Origin of the sequence: Rhizobium sp. BG4, assembly GCF_016864575.1 — a bacterium.
In the GTDB taxonomy this organism is placed as follows: domain Bacteria; phylum Pseudomonadota; class Alphaproteobacteria; order Rhizobiales; family Rhizobiaceae; genus Rhizobium.
In genome coordinates this window covers 303,094-316,224 of record NZ_CP044127.1, presented here as the reverse complement: position 1 = coordinate 316,224, position 13,131 = coordinate 303,094, and the positions used below count along the sequence as shown (strand labels likewise).

Annotated in this window: 10 protein-coding genes and 4 pseudogenes; 8 read left to right on the top strand and 6 right to left on the bottom strand. The window is 57.4% G+C overall.

From position 1 onward, the window contains the following. Window positions 1-263 precede the first annotated feature (263 nt). Window positions 264-512, bottom strand: a pseudogene (locus F2982_RS29215) (integrase); the annotation flags it as partial. After that, window positions 509-757 carry a prevent-host-death family protein gene (locus F2982_RS29210; protein WP_112716097.1) on the bottom strand — a complete coding sequence of 83 codons (249 nt, stop codon included), beginning with the start codon at window positions 755-757 and terminating at the stop codon, window positions 509-511. The pseudogene F2982_RS29215 and the gene F2982_RS29210, both read right to left, overlap by 4 nt. A 150-nt stretch (window positions 758-907) precedes the next feature. Between F2982_RS29210 and F2982_RS29205 the strand changes: the two genes are divergently transcribed. Next, the gene (locus tag F2982_RS29205) at window positions 908-1,186 is read left to right on the top strand and encodes a type II toxin-antitoxin system Phd/YefM family antitoxin (RefSeq protein ID WP_112716099.1); all 279 of its coding nucleotides are present in this window, start codon (window positions 908-910) and stop codon (window positions 1,184-1,186) included. After that, window positions 1,173-1,603, top strand: a pseudogene (locus tag F2982_RS31835) (plasmid maintenance toxin (PemK-like)). The gene F2982_RS29205 and the pseudogene F2982_RS31835 overlap by 14 nt, the downstream one beginning before the upstream one ends. A gap of 189 nt (window positions 1,604-1,792) precedes the next feature. Here the strand turns inward: F2982_RS31835 and F2982_RS29200 are convergent. Then, window positions 1,793-2,103, bottom strand: a pseudogene (locus tag F2982_RS29200) (plasmid partitioning protein RepA); the annotation flags it as partial. Window positions 2,104-2,418: 315 nt separating this feature from the next. Between F2982_RS29200 and F2982_RS29195 the strand changes: the two are divergent. The 6 genes and pseudogenes from F2982_RS29195 to F2982_RS29170 form a co-directional block, all read left to right on the top strand. Further along, window positions 2,419-4,554, top strand: coding sequence for a histidine kinase dimerization/phosphoacceptor domain -containing protein (locus F2982_RS29195; protein ID WP_246777746.1), 2,136 nt, complete (start codon window positions 2,419-2,421; stop codon window positions 4,552-4,554). 409 nt (window positions 4,555-4,963) lie between these two features. After that, complete coding sequence (locus F2982_RS29190; protein ID WP_165402643.1) at window positions 4,964-5,530, top strand: sigma-70 family RNA polymerase sigma factor; 567 nt, start codon at window positions 4,964-4,966, stop codon at window positions 5,528-5,530. After that, complete coding sequence (locus F2982_RS29185) at window positions 5,506-6,186, top strand: ChrR family anti-sigma-E factor (RefSeq protein WP_130279511.1); 681 nt, start codon at window positions 5,506-5,508, stop codon at window positions 6,184-6,186. The genes F2982_RS29190 and F2982_RS29185 overlap by 25 nt, the downstream gene beginning before the upstream one ends. A 219-nt stretch (window positions 6,187-6,405) precedes the next feature. Continuing rightward, the gene (locus F2982_RS29180; protein WP_130279510.1) at window positions 6,406-7,479 is read left to right on the top strand and encodes a catalase family protein; all 1,074 of its coding nucleotides are present in this window, start codon (window positions 6,406-6,408) and stop codon (window positions 7,477-7,479) included. A 269-nt stretch (window positions 7,480-7,748) separates the two neighbouring features. Further along, window positions 7,749-8,129: a response regulator gene (locus F2982_RS29175; RefSeq protein WP_203431561.1), complete on the top strand. Its 381-nt coding sequence runs from the start codon at window positions 7,749-7,751 to the stop codon at window positions 8,127-8,129. A gap of 523 nt (window positions 8,130-8,652) precedes the next feature. After that, window positions 8,653-8,799, top strand: a pseudogene (locus F2982_RS29170) (IS110 family transposase); the annotation flags it as partial. Between the two features lie 76 nt (window positions 8,800-8,875). Here the strand turns inward: F2982_RS29170 and F2982_RS29165 are convergent. The 3 genes from F2982_RS29165 to F2982_RS29155 form a co-directional block, all read right to left on the bottom strand. Then, window positions 8,876-10,210, bottom strand: coding sequence for an epoxide hydrolase (locus tag F2982_RS29165; protein ID WP_203431626.1), 1,335 nt, complete (start codon window positions 10,208-10,210; stop codon window positions 8,876-8,878). A gap of 764 nt (window positions 10,211-10,974) precedes the next feature. After that, window positions 10,975-11,688, bottom strand: coding sequence for a YbhB/YbcL family Raf kinase inhibitor-like protein (locus F2982_RS29160; protein WP_130279508.1), 714 nt, complete (start codon window positions 11,686-11,688; stop codon window positions 10,975-10,977). Window positions 11,689-11,774: 86 nt separating this feature from the next. Continuing rightward, window positions 11,775-12,680, bottom strand: a complete 906-nt coding sequence (locus tag F2982_RS29155) for an AraC family transcriptional regulator (protein WP_203431560.1) — start codon at window positions 12,678-12,680, stop codon at window positions 11,775-11,777. Window positions 12,681-13,131: the final 451 nt, after the last annotated feature.

The following is a 13,131-nucleotide window of genomic DNA, read 5'->3' as shown; positions in this document are numbered from 1 at the left end:
ACCGTTTAAGGAATTGTCGTGCCTATCTGCGGTTGCCGAAACCCAGAGGCGCCCGACATGCGGATAGTCCGGTTGATATTCGGCCGGGTAGGCGTGATTGGTAACGTTGCTGTTCGCCTCGCTCAGGCCGGTCAGTACGTTGATCATGACACTCTCTGGAGCAGCCTCGTCTTCGCATCGACAGGTGCGCCGGTCAGATAGATGGTCTCCTCGCGGCTGCCGTCGCTCGTTTTAGTCCGGCCGAGATCGATGGCGATCGACGGGAGAAGAAGCGCCTCGGGCGCCGGCCAGGGGAGGGGGCTTGCCGTCGCGGCCAGTGCCCAGGCTTGAAGATAGGACAGATCCGAGGTGAGAGCCCTCAGCGAATTGGCGCCCATGCCTTCGTTGACGAGATGACGAAGGGTTTCGACGTCCTGGTCGGTCAGTAGCTCTGCGGGCTCGTCGCGCCGCTCGATCGGCAGGACCGCGGCGATCGTATCGAGCTCGCTGGCTCGGCGATCGACGGCACTCATCTCGGCATTCCGTTTTCGTCGTAGAACTCGTCGTGGTTTGAGCTGGCGCCGGGCGGCGCGCTGGCGCGCCCTTCCGCTGCGAGCGCCCGGAGGTCATCCATGGTTCCTGCGGCCTTCGGGATCGCGGTCAGCTCCGCGATCGGTATGCCGCCCCGGCAGATCACGAAGACCTCACCACGCAGCGTGCGTTCAATCAGTTCGTTAAACCGCTCGGTAGCCTCGTTCACATCAAATAGGATAGGCATTCATCTTTCCCCTGTCCGAAACGTGACATAAATACTGGAGCGACCACGGGGGTGCCGGCTAACCGGTAACTCGAGTTGCGTGGACCGCCACCGCCCGGGATTACAAAACTTCCGTAAATTCCGTATATTCCGTAAAAAGGCAGTTCTCACATGACTTCTACAGTTACGGCGGCCACGGTCTCGAAAAATTTCGGCGCCTATCAGGATGCCGCCGTCCGTGACCCGGTGATCATCACCAAAAACGGGCGCCCGAAAACGGTCCTGATCGCTTACGAAGATTACCTGCGGCTGACGAAACGCGAACGGCGCGTCGAACTGACCTCCGCCATTGGCGACGACGACCTTGCTGCGATCGAAGCGTCCGAGATGGATGAGGCGCTCGATCATCTCAATGCTGAGGTCCTGACGGGCAAGCATGCTGCCGACTGAACCAAAAGTCGGCTGGCTCTTTCGCTACTCGTACCTCTGGCATTGGCAGTTTCTCGAAGGTCGCGAAGAGGGCGACAAGGATCGGCCGGTGCTTGTGTTGGCGATGGTTGCGCATGTTGACGACGGCAGACCGGCCGTGCGGGTACTCCGATTTTCCATACCCCACCATCCAACCCTGCGGACGCAATCGAAATTCCGCTGGCAACCAAACAGCGCCTGGGCCTCGATGACGACCGCTCCTGGATCGTCTTGACCGAAAGCAACCGGTTTGTTTGGCCAGGACCGAATATCCGGCCGCTCAACACTAACACGGGCTACCACGGCCCTTTGCCTCCCGCGCTGTTTGCCGAGGTCAAACGCCGGTTCGTCGAGTTGGCCCGCGCCCAACGTCACCAAGCGGCCGCGCGTAGCGAATAGCTGATTCAGCTTCAATGTTCGATCCCCGGGGCTGTCGAGGCGGCCCGGCGCGTCTCTGCGCCGGCGCGATCTTCAGCGATTTGCGACACGCAAAAAGCCGAGCAATTGCAGCGCTCGCAGGCGCGCCTCGAAAGCAATCACCATCGATAAGGGATACTTATCGATGGTAGACAGTTCCGTTCAATACGCTCATAGCCGACCCCAGGCTTTGTGAATGAGGCCCTGGATTTCGAAATTGACCGCATCCATACATTGACGGCACGATCGTAGGTTTCGCGTGTGAAATTCGAACGATCTAGTTCATAAAGTGTGCGCTTTGCCAGTCCGGCGTCAGAGATGGCTATGGTGTTCACCATCGGGCTGGTGAGCATCTCCTCTACCAGGAGCGATTGCATGAAACCCATCATCTGGACTTGTGGCACGTCGGATGGCTCATAGCCGGTGATCAGATAGCGCAGCCAGTCCATCTTGACGTTCGCCCCTGCCCGCTTGATTGTCTTCTTCCCTTATCGAACTGATCTCGGCACTTTAGGCTTTTGAATTTTGCTTGTCGCGCGTCCCGGTAAAAGAAGGGCTACAAGGAAAAGCTATCTTGCGCCACCCCACTCCCTCCACATTCCGAGAAAGGTATGCGCAGATCGGTCCGGCCTCAGGATCGGCAATCATCTAGATGGCGCACCCAGATGGCGTTTTTCGACGATCTGAACGGGTGATGCCCCATGTCCTTTTTGAATGACCATTTCCTGAAGCTTTGGTATATCCAGTCCGCAAAGCAGCCGCGGCCGTGGCAGTACCTAATGCGTCAGGAGGCGTGCATGCTCAACCAAAACATCGATCCTGCGCTTACCAGCGCATGCGATCTTGAGCCCATCCACATCCCGGGGGCAATACAAGCCCATGGCCTCATGCTGGTGTGCGACGCCTCTATGACGTGTATCGGCGTAGCAGGACGGCCCGAAAGGTTTCTTGCGTCTCCCGCGCTCGGTAAATCTCTATCCGAGGTTTTGGGTTTAGATTTAGAGGGGCTCGCCCATAAGCTCCGCGCCGGCGCTCTTTCGGTTCTCGGTCGCATCGAGGCGCCTTGCGGGCCACTCAATGCCGTGGCTTACCGGTCTGGAAACTATCTGGTTGTGGAACTTGATCGAGCAGAACGAGATACCGTACAGGCAGTGCCGTTCCTGGTCGAACTGGACGCCGCTTCCTCAGCCTTCGAGAAGACCAGCAAACTCGAGGAACTCTGCAAGGCCGCCGCTCAAGTCTTTCGGGAGATGACTGGTTTTGGACGCGTGATGGTCTACCAGTTTGTCGACGATGATGCCGGCGTGGTTGTCGGGGAAAGCATCGACAAGGATTCATCGAGTTTCATGAACCATTACTTCCCTGCTTCCGATATTCCCAGACAAGCGAGGGCACTTTATGTTCGCAACCGCGTCAGGGTTATTCCCGATGTCTCTTACGAACCACAGCCCATTCACTCGATCACAACGGACTTACGCGAACTCGATTTGAGCGATTCGACGCTACGAAGCGTATCTCCAGTCCATCTGCAGTATCTGCGCAACATGGGGGTTGCTGCCTCTGCATCCTTCTCAATTATTAAGGACGGGGTTCTCTGGGGGCTGATTGCCTGCCATCATCACGAACCGCGCGAAATTCCGTTGGCCGTGAGGATGGGCGGACAAGCGCTGTCCAACGCGCTGGCCAGGCAAATCCGCGCCAAGGAAGAGGCGGCCCAGTATCGCGAGCGCATTCGAAGCCGCTCGCAGGAAGATACAGTGATCTCCCTTCTTGGTAGTGATCGATCACTTGAAGACTTCTTCAGTGACGGTGGCGCGGAAATCGCCCGTCTTCTCGCGGCCGACGGATTTGCCGCGGTCCAGGGAACCGAGCTCTTTACCTATGGAGCTTGTCCGGATCCGATCGACGTGCGCGAGATCGCGAGCTACGCGCGCGTGCCGGCCGCCACGCAGCCGATCGCAACTGCAAGTCTGTCTCGCCTTTTCGAGGCGGCCATCGCATACCGGGATCGCGCCAGCGGCCTTCTTGCGGTGACGATGTCGACGGAAGTCCCGACAATTCTCATGTGGTTTCGGGCCGAACACGTGGAGGTTCTAAAGTGGGCCGGGAACCCGCATAAGGACGTGCCACTGGAAGCCGGTGCAACGCTGACACCGCGCGCGTCCTTCGAGGAATGGTCCGAGAGCGTCCGGGGAAGGGCGAGGCCGTGGAGTCACGCTGAAGAGGACGTTGCGTCGCGCATTGTCAAGCTTATGCTGGAGCATCGGAATAACCACCGCCTCCGCGAGCTCAATCGCGAGCTGACAACCACTTTGAAGGAAAATGAAAGCCTCCTCGTTCAAAAAGACTTCCTCATGAAGGAAGTCAATCACCGAGTACAGAATTCGCTGCAACTCGTATCAGCATTTCTAGGCATGCAAGGCCGTGCGACCGTTAACGACGAGGTCCGCGTCAGCTTGAACGAGGCTCAGAACCGTTTGAATGCGGTCGCTCTCGTGCATCGTCGGCTTTACCAGGACGGCAGCCTGGAAATCGTCGACCTCTCACGCTATCTCGAGAATCTCTTATCTGACATGTCCACAACGATGGACAGGAAATGGTCAGAAAGCCTCGATGTAGATTTGTCACCCATTCTGGTCTCTACCGATCGCGCAGTCAACATTGGCCTCGTGTTGACGGAACTTGTCATCAATGCACAAAAATATGCCTACGGCGGCGACGCGGGGCCGTTGCTGATCAAACTTGAACAGCACCGGAATTCGTTGCGTCTCATTGTCGCCGACCGCGGGAAGGGCAAGTTACCCAAGGGGAGGAGTGGCTTTGGAACCCGCATGCTTGCTGCGATCATTGATCGCCTTCAAGGGAGCATTGACGAGGAGCCAAATGGTCCAGGGCTGCGCGTTGTGGTGACTGCCCCGGTCAGGGCTCCTTGACAGACATTCAACCGGCGCGATGGATGTCTAAAAACTAGCCGTGCCCCTCGGACGTCCTGGTTGCACCTTGGCTCGGCGTTGAAGGCGCCCGGGTCGAACTTGGGAAGGTCGGGCTTGCATCCGAAGTTTTCTTGGAGCCGGTCCGTTCAACAACCGGTCGAGCTCGCGACACCTCGCATGGTAAAAAGGCCGAATCGGGGTGGACAATTCGCGCCCTTCCATGCGGCAGCTTGCCGGACAAACTCGATCATCGGTCACAAAAAGCAGCAACCATAGTTACAGCGAACAAAATTTTGATCCAGGCGTGACTGGGCACGTACATGCAAGTGGGAAGCGCCGGTGAGAAACAACGATGTTTGCAGGAACGGCATTAAAGCGTATGCCTCGCGTGCACGTGAGGAAGCAGAGCATGGAAGGCCAGGAGCCTGAAAACGATCAGACGAGATTGAAAAGACTGCTGGAGGCGGTGGCGCAGACGCGCGATCCTGCAGCATTTGAGGAGCTTTATAAGCATATTTACCCTCGGTTGCGATCGCATATGCGACGGCTCGCCAAGGATTTCGTGATTGCCGACGAGCTCGCCCAGGAGGTTATGCTTGCGGTATGGCGTAAAGCTGAACAGTACGATCCCGCGCGGGGTCAGGTATCGACTTGGGTCTTTAGGATTGCTCGCAACCTCTATATCGACTCTCTTAGGCGCCGGATGCCTGAGTTGGACGAGAATGATCCTGCCTTCGTCCCGCAAGAGGAGATTGCGGCCGATCGAGCGATTATTAATGCTCAGGACGCGCAGGCGTTGACCAGAGCACTTGGGTCTCTAAAGGATGAGCACCTTGAAGTCCTGCGGCTTTCATATTTCGAGGAAATGCCGCACTCCGCGATTTCTTCATTGCTAGGTATCCCGCTAGGGACAGTGAAATCAAGAATTCGAATGGCATGCGAGAAACTAAGATGGGCACTACAGCAGAGCCGATAATCCGACATCATCTCGAAGACGAGATGCTTATGCTCTATGCCGCCGGCAGGCTGTCCGAAGGCTGGAGTGTTGCTGTTGCGACACACCTTGCGCTTTGTCCCTCATGCCGTGGCCGCGTTGGGGTCTATGAGGCGATAGGCGGACACTTTCTGGACAATGAAGAGCCTATTGAGGACGATGATGCGGTTGCTGAGAGCTGGTCACGCCTAAAAAGCCGTATCGAAAATGAAGAGTTTCCCAACGTTGTGACACTTCGCCGGCCGGCAGGTGACAGGTTGCTACCGCAACCGCTTCGATCGTATGTCGATCGCGCTGGAGGGCTTAAATGGAAGACGCTGGGAACGGGCGGCGCCGCGCAGATGATCGTCCCAACCGAAGATAAAAGTACAACCGTGCGTCTGCTTCGTATCCCTGCAGGCCTGCCGGTCCCGGAGCATACGCATCGTGGCGACGAGCTCACTCTTGTGCTTGCTGGAAGTTTCTCGGACCAATTTGCGACGTTTAGACGTGGCGATGTGGAAATGGCTGATCCCGATGTGTTGCACACTCCGCGAGCCGGGCATGGACAAGACTGCATTTGCCTGGCGGTTACCGACGCACCACTGAAGTTTTCGAGCAGGCTACTGCGCTTGCTGCAGCCCCTCTTGGGTATCTAGACTAGCTCTATCGAACCAGTTGGAGTTCGGGCGGGAGCAATTCGAAAGGCGCGGCTGCATTTCGAAGACAGATTGCCAGGTTGGCCAATTTGTCTTCAGCAATAGCGGGTCTCCCGTGAAGGTTTCGCCGTTTGGAGGCGACAATCACGTGGTTCGGAACGAAGACCACTCGGCTGGCGTTCTGTCACATAAGTCGCAATTTCCCCCAGGAGCAAAGTGATGACGACAGCCACCCCTGTGCGCTACTCAGCGGATCTCGAACAGATCAACCCTAACGAGCAGGAAGTGGTCTCCGGTCTTAATGACGCCTTCGACGTCATTCTGAAACGGACTGCTGAGGACTATGGCCACGCCGTCCGGTCCGTGCATGCAAAGGCACACGGAATCCTTAAAGCCAAGATGATTGTCAGGGACAACCTACCTGCCGAACTCGCCCAGGGCCTTTTCTCGCGTTCGGGCAACTACGACGTCTATATGCGGATGTCGACGAATGCCGGCGACATTCTGCCCGACGCGATTGCACTTCCGCGCGGACTCGCCATGAAAGTCGTCGGCGTCGAAGGCCCGAGGCTTTCCGATGCGGCCGGCTCGACCCAGGACTTCGTGATGGTCAACGGTCCGGTTTTCCAGGCGCCGAATGCGGAAAAATTCCTCGGCAATCTGAAGATGCTCGCCAAGATAACAGACCGGATGGAAGGGACAAAGGAGGTACTCTCTAGCGTTCTCCAGACGGTCAATAAGGGTCTTGAGGCGGTCGGCATATCCAGCCCGGCCGTGCAGTCGCTCGGAGGTGCTCCGAATGTCGATCCGCTTGGCGAGACCTATTTCAGCGTTACGCCGTTTCGGTACGGCGACTATGTCGCTAAATTCCGGCTGAAGCCCGTATCGGTCGGCCTCACGGAATTGATGGGCCGCGAGATCGATACCAGCGTGAGCGAAAATGCTATCCGCGAGACGGTCCAGGCGGAGATGCGAGATATTCGCGCGCAATGGGAATTTCAGGTTCAGCTCTGTCGCAACATTGAAGATCAACCGATCGAAGACCCGACCGTCGAGTGGGACGAGACGGATGCGCCCTTCGTCACGGTCGCGATCGTTAGCGCCGGGCCGCAGGATAGCTGGAGCGACGAGAAAGTCGATGAGGTCGATGAGCGGATGCGCTTCAGCGTCTGGACGGGCTTGGCCGCCCACCAGCCGCTCGGCAACATCAATCGCGCGCGCAAGGCGCCTTACGAACATTCCGCCCAGTTCCGGCAGGGGTTCAACCGCTGTCCGATCCACGAGCCACGTTGAGCTTATTTCTAATTCGGGTCGCGCACATCGAAAGACCGGAGATACCAGCCATCCGCCAGATTGACGTTCGCGACCGGCTGCAAGGTGAGCAGACTCGCCCGGGCTTCAGGCCAAGCAGCAATCCGCCAACTCTGAAGAAGCAGAAATCCTCGCTCACGGCGCCCCAACCGTTCGCATTTTATTAAACATGTCGGCAAATACTCCGCTTCGAGGGGCAATCTAAATGTGGATACGCGAGTTCCTCTCGTGACCACGGAGCGGAGACTGCCATGTACCAACCTACGGTTCTCATCGTCGATGATGAATTCCTGATTCGGATGATGCTCGCCGACACCCTTCTCGACGAGGGCTACGATGTGGTCGAGGCTGCCAACGTCCTTGAAGCCGTGGCCGTCCTCGGACAACGGAAGATCGACGCCGTCATCACGGACGTCGACATGCCGGGCGGCCTGAGCGGTCTCGATCTCGCAAGGATGATTTCGACGAGCCACATGAACGTACCCGTCATCGTCGCTTCGGGCGGACATCGGCTCCAATCTGAAGAACTCCCCGGCGACACCGTATTCATACCTAAGCCATACGGCCTGGACGTCATTGCGGCTTTGGTCGGGGACATGACCGTGGGCACGGTACATAAGCTCGTGGGCTAGCAAGGGCACCGATCCTACTTGTCGGGAAGCCGACGTTCAGATCGCGTTGCGGTAGAACAGTTGTCCGTTACGGCCGCCGGGACAAACCCTTAATCGACGCATTACACCTCCTCCCGCGCAAAGAAGACTGTAGGAAGTCATGCAAAATGTCCGCAGCATTTTGAAAAAACACAATGAAAATACGGAAAATGGGAACCCATTCCTATCTGACCTGAAACGCATTCGTAAAATGTTCTAATGCCTAACGCGCAGAAATTGCTTAAATATTACCTGGTGCTTATGGAATGCGTTGCTATTGGCTTTCCCGGCACGATGTAATGCCAGTCGACTTTGTGATCCTTCGACCAGGCGAGGATCGCATTCGAGGTGAATTCCGTGCCGTAGCACATCGGGAATCTTGCTCTGACAGAGCCGGCGGCGCGCGTAGCCGTGTGTAGCGGAGCGCGCCGCCGGCGGTGGTCATGGCCGGTCAACAGGTCTCTAAAGTGAAGTTGTCGAGGCAACACTTTGGAGGCGACAAGCCATGACCAAATATCTTTCTACTCCCACAAACGCCGTGCTGGTAGCGATTGATATGTCGAAGCACCGTCAGGAGGTCCTTATCGAGCGGCCCGAAGGTGGCCGGCGCCGGCGTATGTCGGTGATGGCGACCAAGGATGACTATGATCGCACAGCCGCTCACCAGTCCCTGGATTGCCCGCCAAGCCTCGTCGAAAGGGGGCAGCCTGAGGAGCTGCCCCGCGCTTTTATCGCATCGACTTGAATGCCGCCCGTAGTTCTTCGGCGAACAGCTGCGGCTGTTCCCAGGCGGCGAAATGTCCACCCTTGGCGGCCTGATTGTAGTAGACCAGCGTCGGGTATGCCTGCTTGCTCCAACTTTCCGGTGCCTTGTAAATTTCCTTGGGAAAGGCCGTGATGGCAACCGGCACCTTGATGTCCCTGGTCTTCTGGGTCTCGGAGCTGAAGTTGTTGTTGTTGTTTTCCCAGTAGAAGCGGGACGACGATGCGCCGACGTTGTTGAGCCAATAGAGGGTGATGTCGTTGAGCATGTCGTCGCGAGATAGCACGCGTTCCGGCACCCCATCGCTATCGCTCCACTGAGCGAATTTTTCATAGATGAAAGACGCCAGACCAGCCGGCGAGTCAGACAGCGAGTATCCGATGGTCTGCGGACGGGTGACCATCATTGCGCCGTATGCAGCGTTCCTGCCAAAGAAAGTGCTCAGGGACTGGTAAGCCTCCTTTTCGTCGGGCGCGAGGGAGGCCGGTGCGGGGTCGCCTGCGTTGATGCCCTTCATCAGTTCGCCAGGAACGGTGGCGGGCATGTTCAGGTGAATGCCGCGAAGGCCTTCAGGGGCTTGGCGTGCCAGAGCATCGGAAATAACCGATCCATGGTCGCCGCCCTGCGAGACGTAATTCTTGTATCCGAGCCGCTTCATCAGGACGTCCCAGGCCCTGGCGACACGATCCGGACCCCAGCCCAGTTCCGTTGGCTTTCCGGAGAAGCCGTGGCCGGGGATCGAGGGAATCACCACATCGAAGGCATCTTCCGCCCGACCGGCGAACGCGGTGGGCTCGGTCAACGGGCCGATGGCCTTGATAAACTCGAATTGGGAGCCGGGCCAACCGTGCGTCAGGAGCAGGGGAAGGGCGTTCGGATGGCGCGAGCGAACATGGATGAACTGGATATCGACGCCGTCAATTGTGGTGATGAATTCCGGAAGGTCGTTCAGCTCCTTTTCAGCCTTCCGCCAATCATAATCGGTGCCCCAGTACCGAACCAGTTCCTGAACGCGTGCGAGCTGGATGCCCTGGGAGATGTCGCCGACGGTTTCCTTGTCCGGCCAACGGGTCTCGGCGATACGCTTGCGCATGTCGTCGAGCTGGGACTGTGGCACATCGATCTTGAAAGGGCGAATACTGTCGTCCGATGTCTTGTCGGCGGACGTCGTAGTGATTGGCTCGGCAGCCTTTGCATCCTGCAGGGCCACCACCGGCAGCAGCATGATCGAGCCCAGCGCAAATGCGAAAGCACGGCCGGTTGTCGAGTTTCGGCGGGACAATGTTCTGATAGCAGTCATGATGCCTCTCCTTGGGTTATGTCGTGGTGACGACACTTGGCGAGGGGGTGTAGGGAACCGGCGTATCTGGCTTGTTTCTGAAAAATGCGAACTTGTATCGGGAACGTTGGTCACGGCTCTGAGATACGATTTGGTACAAGGTCTCAAAGATTTGAGGCCGTTGAAGTCCACTCCATGGACGAAGGCCTGGATTAGGCGCGAGTTCCGTCGTCAAACAGGCCAAATGCGCCGGGACGATCCTGTTGCTCGCCGTGCTGTCTCCACCTGCGAACGCGCAACAGGTCCGAGCCAGACCGATCTCGACGTAAGCCGAGCGTTGGAAATTGCGGCCAACGGGAATGCCCGTGATGTTGCAGGTTGAGGTCAATGTCACCTCCGCACCAAAGGCTAGTAAGGGGCGAGCATGCCCAAGCACTGCGTCCGCCATCTCCGCATGTCGGAACTCCAGATCCACGCTTGTCCCGAGACGAATGCGAGCTTGCTCTGGCATGGCCGATGATCCGCCGAGCACTGCAAATCTTTTGAACCTGGAACGACTTGTAGGACCTTTGCAGAGAGGAGGCCGGCCCCGGCCCCTATGTCGAACACCGTCAACTTGGCACAGGTCTGCCATTCTTGGTTAACTCCAGGGCGGTCCCGTAGAACTTATCGAAACAGGGGATCAACCGTCGGCGCAGGCTGTCGCACCCTTCGGCGTCACGAGAAAACAGAGTTGATGCTGCAGCGTCGTTCTTAATCATCCCAGGTTCCTCGATATCGTCTTGTTACTGGCCATGTTGTTGCCGGGTGATGCTCGGGTTGAGCGAGTAAGTGGCAGTAGCAATGCCCGTAGAAAGTATATGCCCCCTCATGGCCTTCGTGACTGTCTCGCCGTCGAACACACCACCGAGGCCGAGAGAAGGTACGTCCAGTGCGAACACTTGCAGTACGTACCGATGTGGGCGCTCATCATTCACTGGCGGGCAAGGGCCATCATAACCACCGTACGTCCCAGCCATTTCGGCGTCTGACGCGAGAAAGCTGGAATAGACGTTAGCGCCCCTGCGTCCGTGCGCTGTTTCGCCAACTGGTTTGCCGTGCGGAACCAGGCCCGCGCTTTCAATCCCTTCTGCAAGCGACCGCAGATCGGCGGGAATGTCTACGAGAACCCAATGAAAAACCGACACACGGGGATCATTGCGGTGGATCACGACGCCGGACTTGTTGATTTGGCTGAAGTCCTTCGGCACATCGGGGTCCGTCATCAGTAGGACGTAGGAGCGCGTGCCGCCCGGTCCTGCGGACCAGGTAACTGGTGGGCTGATGTTGTTTCCAGAGACAGTAGACGGCGCGCAAAAGGCGGCCTTGTCGGGCAAACGTCCAGCCTTGCCAAGACCAGGAATCGTGACCTTGAGGCCGATAATGTCGGATGATCCAGCCGCCGTTGTGGCAAACGCTGCAATGAAGGCAGCGCTCATTGTTCGCAGGTAGTGGTGCATAGTGGTTATCCTCACTGTTTCTATTGGTGAGGATACCGATGCGCCTGCGAAAATCTGGACCCGAACCGATCAGCTTTGGGCCGGATTCAGTCAGGCAGCCGCGTTTGTGACCTGTGTAACCGTACCTCTGACGGTGTCGCACCAAAGCGCTGCTGAAAGTGCTTCGAAAAGTGCGAACGAGATTGATAGCCAGTCGCCGCTAGCGCCTCGGCAACGGATGCGTCACGGTCGTTCAAGATGGTGAAGGCAGCTTTCATACGCTCATCTAGCAAAAGGTGCTCAAGCGAATGGCCCTCCGCGCTGAGGCGGCGGCGAAGGGTGGCCTCAGACATCGAGAATTCCGAAGAGACTGCTGCCGTGGTCCACGGGAAGTGCAGGCGGTGGCGAACGAGGAGACGCACAGCCTCCACCACTGAACCATCCACATATTTCGGCGTCAGCGAAATCGCGCCCTGCTCAGCCAGTATCAGCAGCACCTCAAGCAAGCGGTGCTCTGCGACCCTGCGGGAAACTCGCGTTTGATAAGACAGGGCTTCGGCCGCGTGGAGAAGTGCGGAGCAAAGGTCGTCTGTCAGCAGAGGCTCCCGTAATCGTAGCTCCTGGTTCACGAACTGTGGCCACAAGCGTGCGGCCTCTTTGATCAGAGCGCGATCAAAGCGCACGAAGAGGGCTCGATAAAAGCCGGATTTATGATCTGGTTCATTGACCACATCGACATGCTCGTTGGCATTGAGAATGAAGGCGTCGCCGCTTCGATAAATTCGGTGCTCGGTACCCGAGACAATGTCCTTAGTACCTTCCAGGAGCACGACGAGCCCCGCCGTAGGCATTACGAGACGGTTTAGCGTCTCGCGTACACGAGTGACGAAAGCGGAGATCACTGGAGGATGGCTTTCTCCCTCAACGGCTATGCGTGTGTCTTGCCTGGCAAGCTTGAGCAGCCTGCCCACGTCAGCTGTCTTGCTTGGCACAATCACTACTGCATCACTCATCGCATCTCCTTCTTCCCGAAGAGATTTACACCCGGGCGAAGGGCGAAAAAAGGGTGGTTCAGAGCGGTTCGGTGGGTTGTGGCGGAACGAATTTTAGGTTCGCGCCGATATTATCGAAGCCTATTGGTGGTTGGCATCCCATCCGCCCCTTGGAAATTTAGCCGCCGTGACACGAACCGTCAGCCGACATATCGTACAGTCTTTCTAGAAGTCTGATGGGTGTAACTCGGTTGTGGATGGAGCAACAATCTACGAGACGCCCGCGAGTTGGCTATGCTTGTCGGGATGGCCTCGTATGGCGAGACAAAAATCCGTTTGTAACTTTGCCGGCTGGCAAAGATTGGCACGACATCGACCTGTGCCTTTGCGGCATCGATATCTCGGCTTCTCGGCGCGACTTGAATTCAGTGTGAACGGATGACAGCGGACTGGATGGAGCTGAAGATCGTTC

Coding starts and splice junctions, on each gene's coding strand:
- F2982_RS29210 (WP_112716097.1), bottom strand. CDS start 757: ATGCCTATCCTATTTGATGTGAACGAGGCTACCGAGCGGTTTAACGAA.
- F2982_RS29205 (WP_112716099.1), top strand. CDS start 908: ATGACTTCTACAGTTACGGCGGCCACGGTCTCGAAAAATTTCGGCGCC.
- F2982_RS29195 (WP_246777746.1), top strand. CDS start 2,419: ATGCTCAACCAAAACATCGATCCTGCGCTTACCAGCGCATGCGATCTT.
- F2982_RS29190 (WP_165402643.1), top strand. CDS start 4,964: ATGGAAGGCCAGGAGCCTGAAAACGATCAGACGAGATTGAAAAGACTG.
- F2982_RS29185 (WP_130279511.1), top strand. CDS start 5,506: ATGGGCACTACAGCAGAGCCGATAATCCGACATCATCTCGAAGACGAG.
- F2982_RS29180 (WP_130279510.1), top strand. CDS start 6,406: ATGACGACAGCCACCCCTGTGCGCTACTCAGCGGATCTCGAACAGATC.
- F2982_RS29175 (WP_203431561.1), top strand. CDS start 7,749: ATGTACCAACCTACGGTTCTCATCGTCGATGATGAATTCCTGATTCGG.
- F2982_RS29165 (WP_203431626.1), bottom strand. CDS start 10,210: ATGACTGCTATCAGAACATTGTCCCGCCGAAACTCGACAACCGGCCGT.
- F2982_RS29160 (WP_130279508.1), bottom strand. CDS start 11,688: ATGCACCACTACCTGCGAACAATGAGCGCTGCCTTCATTGCAGCGTTT.
- F2982_RS29155 (WP_203431560.1), bottom strand. CDS start 12,680: ATGAGTGATGCAGTAGTGATTGTGCCAAGCAAGACAGCTGACGTGGGC.